14 protein-coding genes are annotated in these 20,884 nt (G+C 60.3%); 9 read left to right on the forward strand and 5 right to left on the reverse strand.

All coding sequences use genetic code 11. The features are described from left to right. Nucleotides 1-28: 28 nt before the first annotated feature. From leuA to xseA, 3 genes are all read right to left on the reverse strand, one after another. Entirely contained in the window at nucleotides 29-1,708 is a 1,680-nt protein-coding gene (gene leuA / locus KVG85_RS25205; RefSeq protein ID WP_016773339.1) for a 2-isopropylmalate synthase, read from the reverse strand. Between the two features lie 463 nt (nucleotides 1,709-2,171). Further along, entirely contained in the window at nucleotides 2,172-2,993 is an 822-nt protein-coding gene (locus tag KVG85_RS25210) for a peptidoglycan DD-metalloendopeptidase family protein (protein WP_217865311.1), read from the reverse strand. A 3-nt stretch (nucleotides 2,994-2,996) separates the two neighbouring features. Continuing rightward, nucleotides 2,997-4,376, reverse strand: coding sequence for an exodeoxyribonuclease VII large subunit (gene xseA, locus KVG85_RS25215; protein ID WP_217865312.1), 1,380 nt, complete (start codon nucleotides 4,374-4,376; stop codon nucleotides 2,997-2,999). A 221-nt stretch (nucleotides 4,377-4,597) separates the two neighbouring features. Here xseA and KVG85_RS25220 point away from each other — a divergent pair, with 221 nt between their 5' ends. The 4 genes from KVG85_RS25220 (at nucleotide 4,598) to guaA (ending at nucleotide 9,283) form a co-directional block, all read left to right on the forward strand. Continuing rightward, a complete protein-coding gene (locus KVG85_RS25220) occupies nucleotides 4,598-5,365 on the forward strand; it encodes a sulfite exporter TauE/SafE family protein (protein WP_217865313.1) in 768 nt (255 codons plus the stop codon). Nucleotides 5,366-5,501: 136 nt separating this feature from the next. Beyond that, nucleotides 5,502-6,050, forward strand: coding sequence for a sugar ABC transporter ATPase (locus KVG85_RS25225; protein WP_073473288.1), 549 nt, complete (start codon nucleotides 5,502-5,504; stop codon nucleotides 6,048-6,050). Between the two features lie 105 nt (nucleotides 6,051-6,155). Continuing rightward, nucleotides 6,156-7,625: an IMP dehydrogenase gene (gene guaB, locus KVG85_RS25230; RefSeq protein ID WP_016773343.1), complete on the forward strand. Its 1,470-nt coding sequence runs from the start codon at nucleotides 6,156-6,158 to the stop codon at nucleotides 7,623-7,625. Between the two features lie 80 nt (nucleotides 7,626-7,705). Next, nucleotides 7,706-9,283, forward strand: a complete 1,578-nt coding sequence (gene guaA / locus KVG85_RS25235; protein ID WP_016773344.1) for a glutamine-hydrolyzing GMP synthase — start codon at nucleotides 7,706-7,708, stop codon at nucleotides 9,281-9,283. A gap of 77 nt (nucleotides 9,284-9,360) precedes the next feature. On the opposite strand, the gene KVG85_RS25240 is transcribed toward guaA, so the two are convergent. Beyond that, nucleotides 9,361-12,489, reverse strand: coding sequence for a membrane-targeted effector domain-containing toxin (locus KVG85_RS25240; protein ID WP_217865314.1), 3,129 nt, complete (start codon nucleotides 12,487-12,489; stop codon nucleotides 9,361-9,363). Between the two features lie 99 nt (nucleotides 12,490-12,588). After that, nucleotides 12,589-13,293: a trehalose operon repressor gene (gene treR, locus KVG85_RS25245; RefSeq protein WP_217865315.1), complete on the reverse strand. Its 705-nt coding sequence runs from the start codon at nucleotides 13,291-13,293 to the stop codon at nucleotides 12,589-12,591. A 235-nt stretch (nucleotides 13,294-13,528) separates the two neighbouring features. Here treR and treP point away from each other — a divergent pair, with 235 nt between their 5' ends. The 5 genes from treP to KVG85_RS25270 all read left to right on the forward strand — a co-directional run bounded on the left by treP (nucleotide 13,529) and on the right by KVG85_RS25270 (nucleotide 20,843). Then, nucleotides 13,529-14,971 carry a PTS system trehalose-specific EIIBC component gene (treP, locus tag KVG85_RS25250; RefSeq protein ID WP_217865316.1) on the forward strand — a complete coding sequence of 481 codons (1,443 nt, stop codon included), beginning with the start codon at nucleotides 13,529-13,531 and terminating at the stop codon, nucleotides 14,969-14,971. 21 nt (nucleotides 14,972-14,992) lie between these two features. Further along, entirely contained in the window at nucleotides 14,993-16,639 is a 1,647-nt protein-coding gene (treC, locus tag KVG85_RS25255; RefSeq protein WP_217865317.1) for an alpha,alpha-phosphotrehalase, read from the forward strand. 108 nt (nucleotides 16,640-16,747) lie between these two features. After that, complete coding sequence (locus KVG85_RS25260; protein ID WP_217865318.1) at nucleotides 16,748-17,971, forward strand: maltoporin; 1,224 nt, start codon at nucleotides 16,748-16,750, stop codon at nucleotides 17,969-17,971. A gap of 50 nt (nucleotides 17,972-18,021) precedes the next feature. After that, nucleotides 18,022-20,550: a phosphoenolpyruvate--protein phosphotransferase gene (gene ptsP / locus KVG85_RS25265; protein ID WP_217865319.1), complete on the forward strand. Its 2,529-nt coding sequence runs from the start codon at nucleotides 18,022-18,024 to the stop codon at nucleotides 20,548-20,550. Between the two features lie 2 nt (nucleotides 20,551-20,552). Continuing rightward, nucleotides 20,553-20,843 carry a PTS sugar transporter subunit IIB gene (locus tag KVG85_RS25270; RefSeq protein WP_212617062.1) on the forward strand — a complete coding sequence of 97 codons (291 nt, stop codon included), beginning with the start codon at nucleotides 20,553-20,555 and terminating at the stop codon, nucleotides 20,841-20,843. Nucleotides 20,844-20,884 lie beyond the last annotated feature (41 nt).

Here is a 20,884-nt window from a genome sequence, read left to right on the forward strand (position 1 = left end):
CCGGGGCCTTTCGCATTTCAGCGGTCGATTACGCCGCTTTTGCCTCTGGCTGGCTCAGCGAGCGGTTCAGTGCGCTGAACAATGCCTTGAAGCTGGCGGTGGTGATGTTTTCATCGATACCCACGCCGTGCACCGCACGTTCACCGTTCACCCGCAGTTCGATATAAGCCGCTGCTTTGGCATTGGTGCCCGCGCCGATCGCGTGTTCGTTGTAGTCCATGATTTCCACCGGAATCGGCAGGCCGGCGACCAGTGCTTCCAGCGCGCCGTTGCCCTTGCCGCGCCAGTGCAGGTTGGTTTCGCCCTGACCTTTGCTCGCCACTTCGACTTCGACGGCGCTGTTGCCGTTCTCTTCCTGCAAACGATGGCTGACCAGCGCATAAGGAGTGTTGGCCTGCAGATATTCGCTGATCAACAGCGAGTGAATCTGCTTGGCCGTCATCTCCAGGCCCAGGCGATCGGTCTCACGCTGCACCACCTGGCTGAACTCGATCTGCATGCGGCGTGGCAGGCTGATGCCGTATTCCTGTTCCAGCAAGTAAGCGATGCCGCCCTTGCCCGACTGGCTGTTGACGCGGATCACCGCCTCGTAGCTGCGACCGATGTCGGCCGGGTCGATCGGCAGGTACGGCACCTCCCACAAGGTGTCCGGTTTCTGCTGGGCGAAGCCCTTGCGGATTGCATCCTGGTGCGAGCCGGAGAATGCGGTGTGCACCAGATCGCCAACGTATGGGTGGCGCGGGTGCACCTGGATCTGGTTGCACTCTTCGACGACCTTGCGCACGCCGTCGATGTCGGAGAAGTCCAGCTCAGGGTCGACGCCCTGGGTGTACATGTTCAGCGCGACGGTGACGAGGTCAACGTTACCGGTGCGCTCGCCGTTGCCGAACAGGCAGCCTTCGACGCGATCGGCGCCGGCCATCAGGCCCAGCTCGGTGGCCGCGACGCCGGTGCCACGGTCGTTGTGGGTGTGCAGGCTGATGATCACGCTGTCACGACGATTGATGTTGCGGCCGAACCACTCGATCTGGTCGGCGTAAACGTTCGGCGTTGCGCATTCAACGGTGGCCGGCAGGTTGAGGATCATCTTGTGCTCAGGCGTCGGGTTCCACACCTCGATCACGGCGTCACAGACTTCCTTGGCGAATTCCAGCTCGGTAGCGCTGAAGGTTTCCGGCGAGTATTCGAAGGTCCACTCGGTCTCTGGCTGCATGGCTGCGTATTTGACGAACAGCTTGGCAGCGTTGACGGCGATGGCCTTGATACCGTCCTTGTCCTGGTTGAAGACGATGCGACGGAAAGAAGGCGAGGTGGCGTTGTACAGGTGAACGATGGCTTTCTTCGCCCCGCGCAGGGATTCGAAGGTGCGCTCGATCAGGTCTTCACGGCCCTGGGTCAGCACCTGAATGGTGGTGTCGTCCGGGATGTGGCCTTCTTCGATCAGAGTACGCACGAAGTCGAAGTCGGTTTGCGACGCGGCCGGGAACGACGCTTCGATTTCCTTCACACCGACCTGCACCAGGGTTTTCCAGAAGCGCAGCTTCTTCGCCGCGTCCATTGGCTCGATCAGCGACTGGTTGCCGTCACGCAGGTCGGAGCTGCACCAGATCGGCGCGGCGTCGATAGTCTTCGACGGCCAGGTGCGATCAGGCAGGTTGATGACGGGAAACGCGCGGTATTTCGAAGACGGGTCTTTGAGCATGCTCATCGGGAAATTCCTTGTTGTCTGGGCCGAAAAGAGGCGGCCTGCCGGTTGAACGAATGTTCTTGGAAAAGCGTGGGACGAGGCGCAGCGATTCAGCCTGGCAGTCGTGCGCTGACGAGGCACAGGCTGCGGTGCTGGCGAAGCTGAATGAGGGTGTGAGAGGTTTTCATGGCTTCAACCCTAACCGCGAGGGGAAAGGATGGCAAGCAGTCGGAAAAAATTGAGAGAAATACCCGGAAAGCGGGATTTTGCGCGATTTTATTGTGCTTAAGTCAGTACATGTTGTTGATGTTTGCGTGAGGGTAGATTGAGGCGCAATTGAGAGCGGTCGGGTGCCAGCGGTATTTGTAGGTTGGATAGGCCGCCTTCGCGAGCAAGCTCGCTCCCACATTGGATTGCATTCATAAACAAATCCCTGTGGGAGCGATCTTGCTCGCGAAGAGGCCATCAGCCCTGTTGAATTTCTTTAAGGTTGGAAAGCACCAATGAAAATCGCCGGATCCACCCGCGCGTCATTCAGGCTGACATTCCAGTGCATATGCGGCCCGGTTGCCCGGCCAGTCGCGCCGACTTTGCCGACCACTGCGCCACGGGCCAGTTGCTGGCCGTTCTTCACGTCGATCTTCGACATGTGGCAGAACATGCTGATAAAGCCCTGGCCATGGTCAACAAACACCGTGTTGCCGTTGAAGAAGTAATTGCCGATCAGAATCACCTTGCCCGCCGCCGGGGTCTTGATCGGCGTGCCCGCGGGCACTGCGAAATCGAGACCGGCATGAGGATTACGTTCTTCGCCATTGAAGAAGCGACGCACGCCAAACTTGCTCGACAGCGGCCCGTTGACCGGTTTGTCCAGCAGCAGATTGCTCGGCGTGGTCGGGCTGAAACTGCGGTAAGCCGCGATCTGTTCCGCCAGTTCACCCTCGATGCGCTTGAGGTTGTCGGCGTTTGGATTGACCTGCTGTTTGTTCTTCAGGGTGATGTGCTGTTCCGGGTATTTCTTGCTGCCGACGGTGAAGGGCAGATTGCGCCCAGCGCTGCTGATCTGCTGCGCACCGGGCTTGACCGTCAGCGGCACGCCAACGATCGCCAGCCAGTTGTTCTGCTCCTTGACCACCAGCACCGGTTTGCCCTGATAAGTGGCTTTCGGCGCCTGCGCGGCAGTGCCCAGATTCACCACGGCGACGCCGCCCGGCACCGGTTTGTTCAGCAGCCGGGTGATGTAACTGTCGGCGTGGGCGTTGAAGGTCAGGCAGAGCAACAGCAGCGGAGCGAGAAAACGCGGCATGGATCAGTCCAGTAAAGAGAGGGTGACGGGCGTCAGGTGATTATCCTCGACGCGCACTTGCAGTTCGCCTTCGCCGAGCTTGGCTTTCAGGCGCTGGCCGGTGTGCGTCTGCGCAGCATTGCGGATCGCGTGGCCACGCTCGTCGAGGAGGATGCTGTAGCCACGACCGAGAGTCGCCAGCGGGCTGACCACGTGCAGGGTCTGCATCTGACTGTGCAATTGCTGCCGACGCTGTTTCAGACCATCGCGCATGGCCCGGGGCAGACGTTCGGCGAGGCTGTCGAGGCGCTGGCGAAGCATCGCCAGTTGGCGCCCCGGATGTTGCCCGGCGAGACGGGTTTCCAGACGGATCAGGCGTTCGCGGCGGGTATTGAGGCTGCGCTCGAAAGCGCGGCGCATGCGCATGTCCAGATCGTCCAGACGTTGCGCCTGCTGGCGCAGACGTTCGCCGGGATGGCGCAACCGTCGCGCCATGCCTTCGAGACGCAGGCGATCACGCATCAAGCGATCACGCATGCGCATCAGCAGACGCCGGTGCAGGCTCTCGACCTGACGGATCAGATGGCTGGAATCCGGGGCGAGCAGTTCGGCGGCGGCCGAGGGCGTCGGGGCGCGGACGTCGGCGACAAAATCGCTGATCGAAACATCGGTTTCATGGCCCACGGCGCTGACGATCGGTGTGACACAGGCATCGACCGCGCGCGCCACGGCTTCTTCGTTGAAGCACCAGAGGTCTTCCAGCGAGCCGCCGCCACGGGCGAGGATCAGCGCGTCGAAGCCGCGTGCGTCGGCCATTTTCAGCGCGCGGACGATTTGCGCGGTGGCCTCGCGGCCCTGCACGGCGGTCGGAATCAGGGTCAGTTGCACCTGCGGCGCACGGCGGCGGAATACGCTGATGATGTCGCGAATCACCGCGCCGGTCGGTGAACTGATGATGCCGATGCGCTGTGGATGGGCGGGCAGCGGGACTTTGCGTTCGGCACTGAACAGGCCTTCGGCGCTGAGCTTTTCCTTCAGTGCTTCGAAGGCCAGACGCAGCGCGCCGTCACCGGCCGGCTCCACGGTGTCGAGGATCAGCTGATAGTCGCCACGGCCTTCGAACAGCGAAACCTTGCCGCGCACCTTGACCGCCAGACCGTCCTTCAACGCTTGGCGCACGCGGGCGGCGTTCTGCCGGAACAACGCGCAACGCACCTGCGCACCGCTGTCCTTGAGGGTGAAGTAGACGTGACCGGACGCCGGACGTGCGAGGTTGGAAATTTCGCCTTCGACCCAGATGTTGCTGAACACGTCTTCAAGCAACACCCGGGCGCGGCCGTTGAGCTGGCTGACGGTCAGGACTTCACGGTCCAGGCCAATTCTTGCAAAGGGATCTTTAATCATGGGGCGCAGTTTAAAGGCATTTGCCCGCCAATCACCATGACACCCACACAAAACCCTGTGGGAGCGAGCCTGCTCGCGAAAGCATTGTGTCAGCGGACAACAACGGGGGATGACACTCCGCCTTCGCGAGCAGGCTCGCTCCCACATGGGATCAATTTGATATCTGGTCGTGCTGCCCGCTACTGGCTACAGTCAGCGCGGTCTTATAAAGGATGCGGACGATGAGCATGATGGAGCTGTTGGGGGCGTGGTCGTGGGGCGCGGGCGGTTGGGCAGTCATCGGTTTGGCCATTGTCCTGGCCTACATCGTATTCGGCATCGCCGGTTTCGGCACGGCGCTGGTGGCGGGGCCGATGCTGATCCTGTTCATGCCGCTTTCGAAAATCGTGCCGTTGCTGGTGCTGCTGGATTTCGTCGCGGCATTCGGCAATCTGCTGCCCTCGCGCCGGGACGTCGCCAAGCCGGAATTGCTCAGGCTGCTGCCGTGCATGGCAATCGGCTGCACGCTGGGGGTGATCTTCCTGCTGAATCTCAAATCCGATCTGTTACTGCTTTTGATGGGGCTGTTTATCAGCGCCTATGCGGTTTACAGCCTGTGGGTGAAAGCGCGGCCGGCACAGTTGTCGGCGGCGTGGGCGGTGCCGATGGGCACAGTGGGCGGGTTGTTCGGCGCATTGTTTGGCAGCGGCGGCTTTCTTTACGCGATCTATCTGAACAGCCGCCTGCCCAAGGACGCGGCGCGGGCCACGCAAAGTGCGTTGATCAGTTGCAGCACCGTGGTGCGCTTGAGTCTGTTTGTCATCGCCGGTGTGTATGCCGAGCTACCCTTGTTGATGCTGGCGCTGTGTCTGTTGCCGGCCATGGCGCTGGGCTTGTGGATCGGCCGGCGGCTGAGCATGAAGTTGTCCCGCGAGGCATTTGTGCGGTTGGTGACGTGGCTGGTGCTGGCCAGCGGGATTGCGTTGATCGTGCGCTATTTCAGCACTTGACCGGATTTCTTCAGGGATTAAGCTGCCGGCCTTTAGAACGCCTTCGCGAGCAGGCTCGCTCCCACAGGAGATTGCATTCGAATGTGGGAGCGAGCCTGCTCGCGAAGGCGTCAGAAGCCATACCGCAGGACTCTCCATGAACTCGCAAAGCATCATCGTCCCGAAAATCTCCACCCTGCCGGTGCACGAGCCCCGGGCGCGGGCGATCGTGCGCTGGCTGGTGCGCAAGAACATCATCGAAGAACAGCTGACCACCTGCGGCCGCACCGGCAACCGTATGGCGCACGCCATCGCTGATGGTGCTCGCGCCGTGGTGCTGTACCCCGAAGCGCTGCCGTTCGGCGAGCCGATCAACGGCCTGGAGATCGTCACCAAACGCTGCATCTACACACCGGCCAAGGGCTTTCTCGAGGAGGCCGGTTGCGCGCAGTGCCGCCGCGAAGTGGGTGAGGCGCTGTTCGAAAGTCTTGAAGACTGGTTTCCAGGCCGAACCGACAATTTCACCTGCCCGGAATGCGGGCACGAGGACGACATCAACGGCTTCCTGTTTTTGCAGGAATGCGCGTTTTCCAACCTCGGCTTCATTTTCAACAATTGGCTGGAGGCGGGGTTCAAGCAGAGCTTTATCGACGAGTTCGCCGATTGGCTCGATCAACCTGTCTCTTGGGTCAAGGTGGAGCTGTAGGGCCGGGCTTTTCCATCTATCAATTAGGCTGAGTTTTACATTGAACAGCAGGGGGTGTCTGACTATAATGGCGCGCTTCCATTTTCCCGCTCGGGAGCCCCCGCGATGCTGCGTATCAGCCAAGAAGCTCTGACATTCGACGACATTCTCCTAGTGCCCGGTTATTCCGAGGTGCTTCCCAACGAAGTCAGTCTCAAGACCCGTCTTACCCGTGGCATCGAACTGAATATTCCTCTGGTTTCTGCCGCCATGGACACCGTTACTGAAGCCCGTCTGGCAATCGCCATGGCTCAGGAAGGTGGCATCGGCATTATCCACAAGAACATGACCATCGAGCAGCAAGCTGCCGAAGTGCGCAAGGTCAAGAAGTTCGAAGCCGGTGTGGTCAAGGATCCCATCACCATCGAGGCCGATGCCACGGTGCGTGATCTGTTCGAACTGACCCGTCTGCACAACATTTCCGGCGTTCCGGTACTGCACGATGGCGACCTGGTCGGCATCGTCACCTCCCGCGACGTACGTTTTGAAAACCGTCTGGAAGCCACTGTCCGCGAAGTGATGACGCCTAAAGAGCGTCTGGTCACGGTCAAGGAAGGCGCCGACAAGAACGACGTCCGTGAACTCCTGCACAAGCACCGTATCGAGCGCGTGCTGATCGTCGACGACAAATTCGCCCTCAAAGGCATGATGACCGTCAACGACATCGAAAAAGCCAAAGCCTATCCGCTGGCCAGCAAGGACGATCAAGGTCGTCTGCGCGTTGGCGCTGCGGTCGGCACCGGTAAAGACACCGGTGATCGCGTGACTGCACTGGTCAATGCCGGCGTGGACGTGGTGGTGGTCGACACCGCACACGGTCACTCCAAAGGCGTGATCGACCGCGTACGCTGGGTCAAAGAGAACTTCCCTGAAGTGCAGGTGATCGGCGGCAACATCGCCACCGGCGCTGCCGCCAAGGCCCTGGCCGAAGCCGGAGCCGACGCAGTCAAGGTCGGTATCGGCCCTGGCTCGATCTGCACCACCCGTATCGTCGCCGGTGTCGGCGTGCCGCAAATCAGCGCCATCGCCAACGTTGCCGCCGCCCTTGAAGGCACTGGCGTGCCGTTGATCGCCGACGGTGGTATCCGTTTCTCCGGTGACCTGTCCAAGGCCATCGTGGCCGGTGCGTCCTGCGTGATGATGGGCTCGATGTTCGCCGGTACCGAAGAGGCCCCGGGCGAGATCGAACTGTTCCAGGGTCGTTCGTACAAGGCTTATCGCGGCATGGGTTCGCTGGGCGCCATGTCCCAGGCTCAAGGCTCGTCCGACCGTTACTTCCAGGACTCCTCGGCAGGCGCCGAGAAACTGGTTCCGGAAGGCATCGAAGGCCGTGTGCCGTACAAAGGCACCCTGAGCGCGATCATTCACCAGTTGATGGGCGGCCTGCGTTCCTCGATGGGTTACACCGGCAGCGCCAACATCGAAGAAATGCGTACCAAGCCCGAGTTCGTGCGGATCACCGGTGCCGGCATGGCCGAGTCCCACGTTCACGACGTGCAGATCACCAAGGAAGCGCCGAACTACCGCGTAGGTTGAGGCTTCCAGCAAAACGTTAAATCACCGGGGCTGTTCATTCAGCCCCGAGTTGTTTCTGATTCACTACATGAGAATGAGTCATGGCCCTCGACATTCACGCTCACCGCATCCTGATCCTCGACTTCGGTTCGCAATACACCCAGCTGATTGCCCGCCGCGTGCGCGAGATCGGCGTGTATTGCGAACTGCACCCGTTCGACATGGACGAAGATGCGATCCGCGAATTCGCCCCTAAAGGCGTCATCCTCGCCGGCGGCCCCGAGTCCGTGCACGAAGCCAACAGCCCGCGCTGCCCGCAGGCGGTGTTCGACCTGGGCGTTCCGGTGTTCGGTATCTGCTACGGCATGCAGACCATGGCCGAGCAATTGGGCGGCAAGGTGGAAGGTTCCGAACTGCGTGAGTTCGGTTACGCCCGCGTTGACGTGGTCGGCAAGAGCCGCCTGCTCGACGGCATCGAAGACCACATCGACGCCGACGGCCTGTTCGGCCTCGACGTGTGGATGAGCCACGGGGACAAAGTCACGAAGATGCCGGAAGACTTCCACATCCTCGCCAGCACCCCAAGCTGCCCGATCGCCGGTATGTTCAACGACGACCGCGCTTACTACGGCGTGCAGTTCCACCCGGAAGTGACCCACACCAAGCAGGGCGGTCGCATCCTGTCGCGCTTCGTGCTCGACATCTGTGGCTGTGAAGCCCTGTGGACGCCGTCGAAGATCGCTGAAGACGCCATCGCCAACATCCGCGCCCAGGTCGGTACCGACAACGTGCTGCTGGGTCTGTCCGGCGGCGTTGACTCCTCGGTGGTTGCCGCGCTGCTGCACAAGGCCATCGGCGACCAACTTACCTGCGTCTTCGTCGACAACGGCCTGCTGCGTCTGCACGAAGGCGAGCAAGTGATGGCCATGTTCGCCGAGAACATGGGCGTCAAGGTAATCCGCGCCAACGCTGAAGAGCAGTTCCTCAACAACCTGGCCGGCGAAGCCGACCCGGAGAAGAAGCGCAAGATCATCGGCCGCACCTTCATCGACGTGTTCGATGCCGAATCCTGCAAGCTGGACAACATCAAGTACCTCGCTCAGGGCACCATCTACCCGGACGTGATCGAGTCGGCTGGCGCGAAAAGCGGCAAGGCCCACGTGATCAAGTCGCACCACAACGTCGGTGGCCTGCCGGAAGAGATGAACCTGAAACTGGTCGAGCCCCTGCGCGAACTGTTCAAGGACGAAGTCCGTCGTCTCGGCCTGGAACTCGGCCTGCCGTACGACATGGTCTACCGTCACCCGTTCCCGGGTCCGGGCCTGGGCGTGCGCATCCTCGGTGAAGTGAAGAAGGAATACGCCGACCTGCTGCGTCGCGCCGACCACATCTTCATCGAAGAATTGCGCAAGGCCGACTGGTACCACAAGGTCAGCCAGGCCTTCGTGGTGTTCCAGCCAGTCAAATCGGTCGGCGTGGTCGGCGATGGTCGTCGTTACGCCTGGGTCGTGGCCCTGCGTGCCGTAGAAACCATCGACTTCATGACCGCACGTTGGGCACACCTGCCTTACGAACTGCTGGAAACCGTTTCCGGCCGCATCATCAACGAAATCGAAGGCATCTCCCGCGTTACTTACGACGTGTCGAGCAAGCCGCCGGCGACGATTGAGTGGGAATGATCCTGCTGCGGTTCGAATAACGAAAAACCCTTGGCGTGAAGCCAAGGGTTTTTTCGTTTCAGCACCCTGAAAACAGCTCAGGCGGGTAAACGACTTTGCAGGGTCATGCCGAGCTCGATCAGGCGCTCGGCTACTGCGGTGATGTCGCGGAAGACCATGCCGGTGATGCGGCGCATCGACGGGTCCCAGATATAGAACTGGCCATCTGCGGTGCAATGCACCCTTGTTTGCACGATGTTGCTGGCACTGTTGCGCCGCACGAGTGTGTATGTGTTGGGCTCTGTTTTGCGTATCACGAACATGCCATTGCGATGCAGAAGTTTTTCCAGCGTTGCGTCATTCCATTGCGGCACAGGCGCCTTGACCTGCAACCGCAGGTCAGCGAACAGAGGATCGAAGGAGTTGCTTGTCGTCGCCCCGTTGTGAAACGGACCGCGAGCGACTTCCACTCCCGGGTCAATCCTGACGTCGGCTGCCTCGTCGGGCCAGACTTCTTCGATGCGCAAACCGATACCGCCCCTGAGTTCGCTTATGCCTGGCAGATCTCTGAACGTATTGGTATTCGTGGCATCGACCAGAGCCACCCACTTGCCGGGTCTGTTGAGCAGCATGTCGCGCTCCATGATCTGCGTTGCCAGGCGGGTCTTGATCATCTGCTCTTCGATCGAAGTGAGCGGGACTTTCAGCGTGCAGGTTTGTGCTGCGTCCAGTCCATGGACCCGGACGCCATTGGCCTGGGCAGACCTGATCAATTGGAGCATGTTGAACCGGTTCTCAGGGTCGGTACCCAGGCTGGACAAATAGGTAGTGAGGTCTTCTGACATGTCTCCCGACAGGTAGAAGTGGTTGAGGTCATCCTGGGCGAAATCACTCACCAATCCGCGCACGTAGAGCGTTCTGATATGCCGCGCGAACGTTGGCATGTTCTCGATCATGAAGCGCATGCTGGCGATGCGATCAAGGGTTTCACCGACCGCCAATCCATCGGTACTGGCAAACGTCAGATCTATCAGCTCTTCGGTCTGCATCACGGGATTGATTTGCGGAATGAGCGGCCGTCCCGGCAGATTTGTCCATTTCAGCTCTCGAAAGAATTCTCCGGCATTGTTCAACAGTGCTGTTCGTTGTTCGCCGAAATGCGCCTGGTAACGGTCGGTAGCCAGCAAATAGCGGCGTCCGGCACTTGTTGACTCGGCAGAAGCGTTGGGCAAGTTCATTGCCCATCTCCTCATTCCGGGTTTTTCCGTCTCTGAGATACCTTTGAGCTTCGTAACCGGGCGTAGTGGACACGGAACGCCTGGAAGCGGTTCGACGTGTGGCAGGTCCACCGATGGCGTTGCCTCAATTGAACTCACATCAGACTCCGGCAAACACGCCTTGCCCACGCATTGACCGCCTCCGCGCAGCCGCAGCGCTGGCATGCGCTCCCACTTGCCGGCGCTTGCCAGGCGGACCGGCAACGAATAAGCGAACTGATTGGGGCGCTCGGGATTGATGATTGCCCAGTTGCCACCGTCCTGCGAGTCGGCGAAGTAGCGCACGTAATAGGCGTCGCCATCCATTTCGATGGCATAACCTGGCTCTTTGTCGAGGCGGTAGATGCCTTCGTATTTCCCCGGTGTCGCCTCTACGGAATGTTGCGCAAGTAACTCGTTGCATCGATAGCCGGCAGGTACTGTTGGAAAAGTCGAACCTTGCCGTATAGCAGGCGTAATCAAGGGCTCAGTGGCGTCGCCGAATGCCGCCCCGCCGGGGATCTCGTTTGCCAACTCGCTGCTTGCTTCTTCAGCCGCTGTGACGGGCGGCGGATCCACAGGTGGCAATAATCGCGTGTCAGCCGAGGCAAGCTCGACCAGCCCGCGCATCTCTTCAGCCTCGGCGTACTCGACCTGTGGTCCAACTTCCAGTTGCGCGCCGGTGCCAATCAGGAACGGCACATTGAACACGGTTTCGATAGCGCTTAGCACTGCACCGATCACCCCGGCTCTACGCTCGCTCGCCGTAATGCCGTTGATCGCCTGATCGATGTTCAGCCCCATGTTGGCGATGCCCGCGCCAATCAACGGCAAAGCTGCAGGCCAGCCCACGGCCGCCATCGGGCCGAACACCTTCAAGCCGGCGCTCAGATAGCCGGTCCAGAGTTTCTTGCGCAGAACACTATTGGACGTGAGCACCAGATGCGCCTCGGCAGCCATGCCCGCGCGAGTCGAATTGCTCAACCAGGTGAAGGCGTCACCGCTGATCGCAACGTTGCTGCGGTTGATCATCCGGTGATCGCTGTGGCCCCAGGTGCTCACCAGGCGGTTCATCAGATCAGTGAGGTTCTCGGTGATGTGATTGCTGTCAGCCAGCGAGAAGTGCTTGAGAAACAAAGGGCGTTTCTGCTCTGAATTCATCTGTTCGAGCAACCACCAGTGCAGATCCGCCGCAGTGTCCATCAGCCGAAAGGCCTGGGCTTGTCCCGGCAGGTAAAGGGTCTGCCGGCCACTGTCTTCGACCAGACGCAGCACGTTGGTGGCGACATGACCGTCCAGATCCAGCGTGCGCACCTGCGCGCCGACCGGGTACGTCGATCGGAGCATTTGCAGGGTTACCGGCCAGGTCACGGGGCCGATCAGCGAGGTGACGATGCGTTGAAAATCATTGCCGTCAACGTCCCCTTGTTGCAGTGCCTGCAACACCTGACTGAGGAAGCTGCACTTGGCCAGGGCGCGGAAATCTTCCGACGAGGTTTGCCAGAATTTGGCCAATTGACCGCTGTAGCGTGCGCTGAAATCAACGGCCCAGAATGCCTTCAGCACATCGCTGCCAAGCAGTCGCACTTCGTTGCTCTGATTGAAATTCTCCGCGTCCGGGCCATCCGAGTAGAAGCCACAGTAAAGGCCCAGCAAATCTGCGTTGTCTTGATCGGTGGCGCGAAATCGATGAATGACCAGTTGCGTGAGGGTGAGCGTTTCATAAGGCTTTTCCAGCAAGTGTTCCCAACCGGTAAAGGTCAGCGTGCTGCTTTGCGCCGTTTTGAATCGATGGAAATAAACCTGATCGGGATCGAGGCCGGATAGCCCTTTGTCGGTCAGCAGTTCGATCGCAACTTGCCTGGCCTCATCGAGCAGACTTGGGCAGTTCTGCACAATGGTCGTGGCGATGGCTTTGAGGGCGGTTTTGTCCGCTGCGTTTGGCAGCAGACGACGTTCGGGAGCGGTCATGCGGGTGTTCATCCTTGAGGCAAAGGTCGAGGATGACCGATGCGCTCAAGGGGAGGGTGTTACCCGGCTATCGCGTGTTGCGTATCGAAAGATATTGCCTCAGCGCCGCGCCACATCCGAAAAGTAGAACTTGTCCAGCGTATGCCGCGATTCGGTGTACTCGAACTGGCGGCCGTCCTGCAGGAAGGTCTGATTGCTGACCACGATGACATGGCTCTGGCCGTCGAGGTCCAGATGGTGGTGGTCGTCCTTGCTGCACGGTACGGCTTCGATGGTGCGCTGGGCGTAGGCGATCTGCAGTTGCAGGGTCTGTTCGATGTGGGCGTAGATCGAATGTTCGGCGATGTCTGCTGACAGGTCGGGAATCACCTCGCTGACGAAGTGGTTGATGTCGAGGATGACGCGTTTGCCGTCGATGCGCCGCACCCGTTTGATCCGGGTGATCGAGCTGCCGGGCTCGGCATTGATATGTTCAAGCAATCCACCTTCAAGCGGCACCTGACACATCTCGACCACTTCGGTGCTGACATCGTTGCCCAGTCGCGGGTGGGTCTCCTGAAAACTGACGATGCCGCCGAGCTGGAATTCGATCGGGTTGGTCGACAGCACGAACGCGCCTTTGCCGTGAATCTTCTGAGCGAAACCGCGCTCCTGCAATTGGTCGATAGCCTTGCGCACCGTGCCACGGCTGGCCTGATAGGTGTCCATCAGTTCGGTTTCGGAAGGCAGCCGGGCGCCGCGCTCCAGGCGCTGGGTGGTGATGCTGGCAAGCAAATCGCTGTAGATCTGGTTGTATTTGCTCATGGCTGGACTCTGTGCCGACGGTGCTCAAAACCCCGAACCTTAAGGGCAGGGTAGGGGTTTGTCCATGCGGACGAAGGAAAACATCTTAGGTCAGAGTAGGAAGAATCCGCGTTTTTCTGACGTTCATCCACGGATGCAAACTCGTACAGACGAGTTGTTGCATTAACTCGTACAGACGAGTATTCTTCCTCTCGGCGTGCTGCCAATAACAACAATCCACGACGGAAGAACAAGCATGAGCCATGACTACCCGAACATCGCCAAGGAGCTGCTGGAAAGCCTCGGTGGCCGTGACAACATCGAGCAAGCGGCGCATTGCGTCACGCGTTTGCGCCTGGCGCTGAAGAACCCCGCGCTGGTGAATGTGGCCGCGCTCAACAGCGTCGATCTGGTCAAGGGTTCGTTTTTCACCGGCGGGTTGTATCAGGTGGTCATCGGCCCCGGTGATGTTGAAAAGGTTTACGCCGAACTGCGCCAGCAGACAGGCCTTGCGGCATCGACCATCGCCGACGTTAAACAGAAAAGCGCCGAGAAGATAAACGCCATGCAGCGGCTGGTGCGGGTGTTTTCCGATGTGTTCATGCCGATCCTGCCGGCGCTGATCATTGCCGGCCTGTTGATGGGCATCAACAACCTGCTCGGCGCCAAGGGCATGTTCATTGAGGGCCAGACTCTGCTCGATGCCTATCCCAACCTCGACGGGTTGTGGAGCCTTATCAATCTGATGGCCAACACCTCGTTCGTGTTCCTGCCGGCGCTGGTGGGCTGGTCGGCAGCCAAGCGTTTCGGTGGCAGCGAAATCCTCGGCATCGTCCTCGGTTTGATGCTGGTGCACCCGGACCTGCTCAACGCCTGGAATTACGGCAAGGCGGTGGCCGGGCTGGATGGGCAGCAACTGCCGTACTTCGACATCCTCGGCCTGTTCCAGGTGGAAAAGGTCGGTTACCAAGGGCAGATCCTGCCGATCCTGCTGGCAGCCTATGTCATGAGCGTGATCGAAAAATGGCTGCGCGCACGCGTGCCCAACGCGGTGCAGTTGCTGGTGGTGCCAATCACTACCATCGTTGTCACTGGCGTGCTGGCGTTGGCGATCATCGGCCCGGTGACCCGGCATATCGGCATCTACATCACCGAAGGGCTGGTGATGCTGTTCGATCTGGCGCCGTTGGTGGGCGGTCTGATTTTCGGCCTGCTATATGCGCCCCTGGTGATCACCGGCATGCACCACATGTTCCTCGCCGTGGACCTGCAACTGATTTCCAGCCAGGGCGGCACATTCATCTGGCCGATGATTGTCATGTCCAATCTGGCGCAGGGCAGTGCGGCCCTGGCGGTGTTCTGGATGACGCGCAATGCGCGGGACAAGAGCATGGCCTCGACCTCGGCGATTTCTGCGTATTTCGGCATCACCGAGCCGGCGATGTTCGGCGTCAACCTGCGCTACAAGTTTCCGTTTTACGCCGCGCTGGCCGGTTCCGCGCTGGGTTGCATGTTCCTCTCGCTGAACAAGATCCAGGCCTCGGCCATCGGCGTCGGTGGCTTGCCCGGTTTCATCTCGATCGTTCCGCAATTCATCCCGATGTTCGTCATCGGGATGCTGATCGCCATGCTCGTGCCGTTTGCCCTGACCTGCGTGCTGAGCATGAAGATCGTCCGTCCGGGTTACCGGGTTGCCTGAAATCAATAAAGGAGTCGCGCCATGCAAGACTGGCAACGTTCGGTGATCTACCAGATCTACCCGAAGAGCTTTCACAGCCATGCGGGCAACGCCACTGGCGATCTGCTCGGCATCGTCGCCAAGCTCGATTACCTGCAATGGCTGGGGGTCGATTACCTGTGGATCACGCCGTTCCTGCGCTCGCCGCAACGCGACAACGGCTACGACATCAGCGACTACTACGCGGTCGATCCGAGTTACGGCAGCATGGCCGACTGTGAACTGCTGATCGCCGAAGCGGGCAAACGCGGGATCAAGCTGATGCTCGACATCGTGGTCAACCACACCTCGATCGAGCACGTGTGGTTCCAGCAGGCCCGCAGCAGCCTCGACAACCCTTACCGCGACTTCTATATCTGGCGCGACCAGCCGAACAACTGGGAATCCAAATTCGGCGGCTCGGCCTGGGAGTACGAAGCGCAGACCGGCCAGTATTACCTGCACCTGTTCGACCACACCCAGGCCGACCTCAATTGGGACAACCCCAAGGTCCGCGATGAAGTGTTCAAGATGATGCGTTTCTGGCGCGACAAAGGCGTCGGTGGCTTTCGTCTGGACGTGATCAACCTGATCTCGAAGCCGGCGGAATTCCCCGAGGACGACAGCGATGGTCGGCGCTTCTACACCGACGGGCCGAACGTGCATGCGTACTTGCAGCAAATGCACCGCGAAGTCTTCCAAGGGCATGAGCTGATCAACGTCGGCGAAATGTCCTCGACCCGCCTCGAACACTGCATTCGTTACTCCAATCCGCAGTCGAAAGAACTGTCGATGACCTTCAACTTTCATCACCTGAAGGTCGATTACCCGAATCTGCAGAAATGGGTGCGCGCCGATTTCGATTTCCTCCAGCTCAAGCAGATTCTCTCCGACTGGCAGACCGGCATGCAGGCGGGTGGTGGCTGGAATGCGCTGTTCTGGTGTAATCACGATCAGCCGCGCGTGGTCTCGCGATTCGGCAACGACGGCGAATACCGCGAGCTGTCGGCGAAGATGCTCGGCACTGCGCTGCACTTTCTGCAGGGCACGCCCTTCGTTTATCAGGGCGAAGAATTGGGAATGACCAATCCGGGGTTCGAGAGCATCGAGCAATACCGTGACGTCGAAACCCTGAATATCTTTCGCCTCAAGCGTGAAGCCGGCACCAGCGACCTCGACAACATGGCGGCGATCATGCAGAAGTCCCGCGACAACGGGCGCACGCCGATGCACTGGCACGCCGGGCACAACGCCGGCTTCACGCGCAGCGAACCATGGATTGGTGTGTCGGCCAATGCCGCCCAGATCAATGTCGCGCATCAACTGCACGACCCGGAATCGGTGCTGCATCACTATCGGCGCCTGATCGCTTTACGCCGCACTGAAGCGTTGATCTGCGATGGCATCTATCGCCAGTTGTTGCCGGAGCATCCACAGGTCTGGGCGTACCTGCGCGAGGGGACGGGAGAACGCTTGTTAGTGGTGAACAACTTCTATGGCACCGCCTGTGAAGTCGAGCTACCGGCATTGACCGACGAAGCCCAGGAGCAGCGCCTGTTGATCAGCAACTACCCGGACTGCCCGCAACGCTCGCGTTTGCTGCAGTTGCGACCTTACGAATCCTTCGTGCTGCACCTGACCGACCCCTGATTCTTTAACTGAATAACAACCTTTGAAAAAAACACGCAGAACGCTGCGCGGGGGATCTGTGCGCGCTGAATTCCTGCAACCACACAATAAAAACAACGGGTGGCATATATGAGAGCAACCATAAATTACAGTCTGGCAGTCGCGGGGATTTGTCTGGCAATGCCCACGTCATCACATGCGCTGGAGTTCGGCGGCTATCTGCGCAGCGGTGTCGGTACATCGGTCAACAGCGGCAGCCAGTCGTGTTTCCAGTTGCCCGGCGCGCAGACCAAATATCGCCTCGGTAACGAGTGCGAGCAGTACGGTGAGCTCGAGCTGCGCCAGGATCTGTACACCCTCGACGACGGCTCGGTGCTGAGCGTCGACGGCATGGCCTCGCTGTATAACCGCTACGACCGCAGCCTGACGTTCAAGGAAGACAACGGCTCGATTCGTTTGCCGCAGGCGTATGCGCAATGGTCGGCGATGCCTGCGCTCAACGGCGGCTCGCTGTGGGCAGGGCGGCGTTACTACAAACGTAACGACATCCATATTTCCGATTTCTATTACTGGAACCAGAGCGCCACCGGTGCAGGCATTGAAGATGTGTTGCTCGATGGCTTGAAATACAGCTACGCCTTTTCACGCAAGGACAACCTTTACCAAAAGGATTACATCAACCGCCATGACTTCAATGTCGGCGGTTTCAACAGTAACCCAGGCGGTGAACTGGAGTTCGGCCTGAGTTACATCGACAAGCCCGACAGCCGCGATGCCCACCGTGGCTGGGCGATCACCACTCAGCATGTGCAGCAGGACTTTTTCGGTGGCAAGAACAAACTGGCGCTGCAATACGGCGAAGGGCCGGGCACCGGATTGGGCTATACCGGTAACGTCAGGCTCGATGACCGCAACAAGAGCTATCGCATCGTCGAGTTCTTCGACTGGCAACTGACGCCACGTTTTGGCGGACAATTCCAGGCGGTGTATCAGAAGGATATTCGTCAGGGCGGCGCCGGCCAGAACTGGCTGTCACTCGGCGTGCGCCCGGCCTATGCGCTGAGCGAGCAGTTCAAACTGGTGACCGAACTGGGGCACGATCAGGTCGAGGCGGCGGACGGCACGCGCAAGCTGAGCAAGTTCACCTTCGCGCCGACATGGTCACCGAAAGGCCCGGAATTCTGGGCGCGGCCCGAAGTGCGTCTGTATTACACCTATGCCAGCTGGAACCAGGCAGCCAAGCGTGCCGCCAACCTGTTGGCCAAAGGTTCGGCGCTGTCCGACACGGGCGCCTTCGGCAACGCGCGGCACGGCGCCAATGTCGGCTTGCAGGTTGAATACTGGTGGAAATAAGCAAAGCGGCTGCGACCGCTCATTCAATGAATACAAGCTCAGGTGATGTCATGGCCACACCCCAACAATTGCAGCTGCTGGCTCCTTTATCCGGCGTGCTGATGGCGCTGGACCAGGTGCCCGACCCGGTGTTTGCCGGGCGGATCATCGGCGACGGTCTGTGCATCGACCCGACTTCGTCAACGCTCTGCGCACCTCTGGCCGGTGTGGTCAGCGATGTGCAGGCCAGCGGGCACGCGCTCACTATCACCAGTGACGCGGGTGTTCAGGTGTTGATGCACATCGGCCTGGACACGGTGAATCTCGCCGGCAAAGGTTTCACCCGCCGCGTTGAAGCGGGGCAGCGGGTCGAAGCGGGGCAGGCGCTGATCGACTTCGATGCTGACTACATTGCCCTGCACGCGCGCAGTTTGTTGACCTTGATGCTGGTGGTCAGCGGCGAGCCGTTCGATTCACTCGTTGGCTCAACCGGGTTGGTCGAGGTGGGCCAGCCAGTGCTGGACGTCTTGGTCGGCGCAGCCGTTGGCGAACATCCAGCGCCGGTGCCGGGCGATGCGGTGTTCTCGCAGCCGATCAACCTGCCCAATCCCAATGGACTGCACGCGCGGCCGGCGGCAGTATTCGCTCAAGCGGCCAAGGCATTTTCAGCGACCATCCATTTGCACAAGCTGCAAGCTCAAGCCAACGGCAAATCTCTGGTGGCGATCATGGCGTTGCAAACGGCCCATGGCGACAGTGTGCAGGTCAGCGCCGAAGGTGAAGATGCCGAAGCAGCGGTCGCGGCGCTGACACGCTTGCTGAGCGAAGGCTGCGGCGAAGCGGTGACAACGCCCGCACCGGTCGAAGCCGATGCAGCAGAAATGCCGGACATCCTGCGCGGTGTCTGCGCCTCGCCCGGTTCGGCGTTGGGACAAGTCATGCAGATCGTCGAAGCATCGCTTCTGGTCAACGAGTTCGGCGCCGAGCCGCCGATCGAGCTTGAGGCGTTGAGCCAGGCCCTGATCGAAGCCGACATGGCTCTGCAACATTTGCGTGACACCGCCAGCGGCCAGGCGCAGACGGAGATCTTCAAGGCGCATCAGGAACTGCTGGCCGACCCGAGCCTGCTGGATCAGGCCAGGGCGCTGATTGACGCGGGCAAAAGCGCAGCGTTTGCCTGGAAGACCAGCACCGATGCGACGGCGGCGATGTTTCGCTCGCTGGGCAATGCCTTGCTGGCTGAGCGCGCGGCGGATCTGGATGATGTCGGCCAGCGCGTGCTCAAGCTGATCCTCGGTGTTCACGAGCAGACGCTGGAGTTGCCGGACGACACCATTCTGATCGCCGATCAGCTGACCCCTTCCCAGACCGCCGGGCTCGATACGCGCAAGGTGCTCGGATTTGCCACCGTTGGCGGCGGCGCCACCAGCCATGTCGCGATCCTCGCGCGGGCCTGTGGCTTGCCGGCGATTTGCGGCATGCCGCTGCAAATGCTCGGGCTCGGCAACGGCACGCGGGTGCTGCTCGATGCCGACAAAGGCGAATTGCAGTTGCACCCGGACGCCGAGTCCATCGATCAATTGCGCACGCGGCATGAGCGCCAGCGCAAGCGTCATCAGCAGGAACTGGCCCAGGCCAGCGAGGCGGCCTGCACCCGTGACGGTCAGCACATCGAAGTCACCGCCAACGTTGCCTCGCAGGGCGAAACCGCCCAGGCCATGGAGCTGGGCGCGAATGGTGTGGGGCTGCTGCGTTCGGAGTTTCTCTACCTCGGCCGTCAGCAAGCGCCGAGCCATGACGAACAGCTGGCCACTTATAGCGCCATCGCGCGCACCATCGGGCCGGCACACAATCTGGTGGTGCGCACCCTCGATGTCGGTGGCGACAAACCGCTGGCTTATGTGCCGATGGACAGCGAAACCAATCCTTTCCTCGGCTTGCGCGGCATTCGACTGTGTCTTGAACGACCGCAACTGTTGCGCGAGCAGTTCCGTGCAATCCTCGCCTGCTCTGAACTGACGCGTCTGCACATCATGTTGCCGATGGTCACGAATCTGGCCGAGCTACGGCTGGCGCGGCAGATTCTCGAGCAGGAAACGCGGGTGCTGGGCTTGGCGCATATGCCGAAGCTGGGAATCATGATCGAAGTGCCTGCCGCTGCGCTGATGGCCGATGTGCTGGCGCCGCACGTGGATTTCTTTTCCATCGGCACCAACGATCTCACCCAATACACGCTGGCCATGGATCGCGATCATCCGCGTCTGGCCAGCCAGGCGGACAGCTTTCATCCCTCGGTACTGCGCCTGATTGCCATGACGGTGAAGGCTGCGCATGCCCACGGCAAATGGGTCGGCGTCTGCGGTGCGATGGCGTCTGAACGCCTTGCCGTGCCGCTGCTGCTGGGGCTGGGTGTGGATGAGCTGTCGGTTAGCGTGCCGTTGATTCCGGCGATCAAGTCGGCGGTGCGCGAGGTGAATCTGGCCGACTGTCGAATCATCGCCGAACAGGTTTCGAATCTGGAAAGCGCCACTGATGTCCGCGAAGCCTTGCAGCGCTTTCATGAGGCGAACATCGCTGCCTCGCCGGTTATGGAGAATTGAACATGTTCGACAAATTGCAGCAGGCATTCTGGAAAGCACTGACGCCGGATCTGGTGCCGGAAGAGGTGAAAGCTGCCGCCGATGCGGTTGCCGGCCTGAGCGCCGAGATCGTGGCGGCGCTGGGGGGGGTGGATAACCTCAAGTCGCAGCAACCGCTGGCGCTGACCCGGGTGCGCGTGACGTTGCATGATGAGGCCCGTGTCGACCGTCAGGCCCTGAGTGTGGCCGGTGTGGCGGGCGTCATGCCGCTTGAGGGCGGCGTGCTGCACCTGATTACCGGGCTGCGCGCATAAGGCCGACAAGACGTGCGGCCGCAGGTCGCCCTTACTGTTTC

Source organism: Pseudomonas triticicola (assembly GCF_019145375.1).
In the GTDB taxonomy this organism is placed as follows: domain Bacteria; phylum Pseudomonadota; class Gammaproteobacteria; order Pseudomonadales; family Pseudomonadaceae; genus Aquipseudomonas; species Aquipseudomonas triticicola.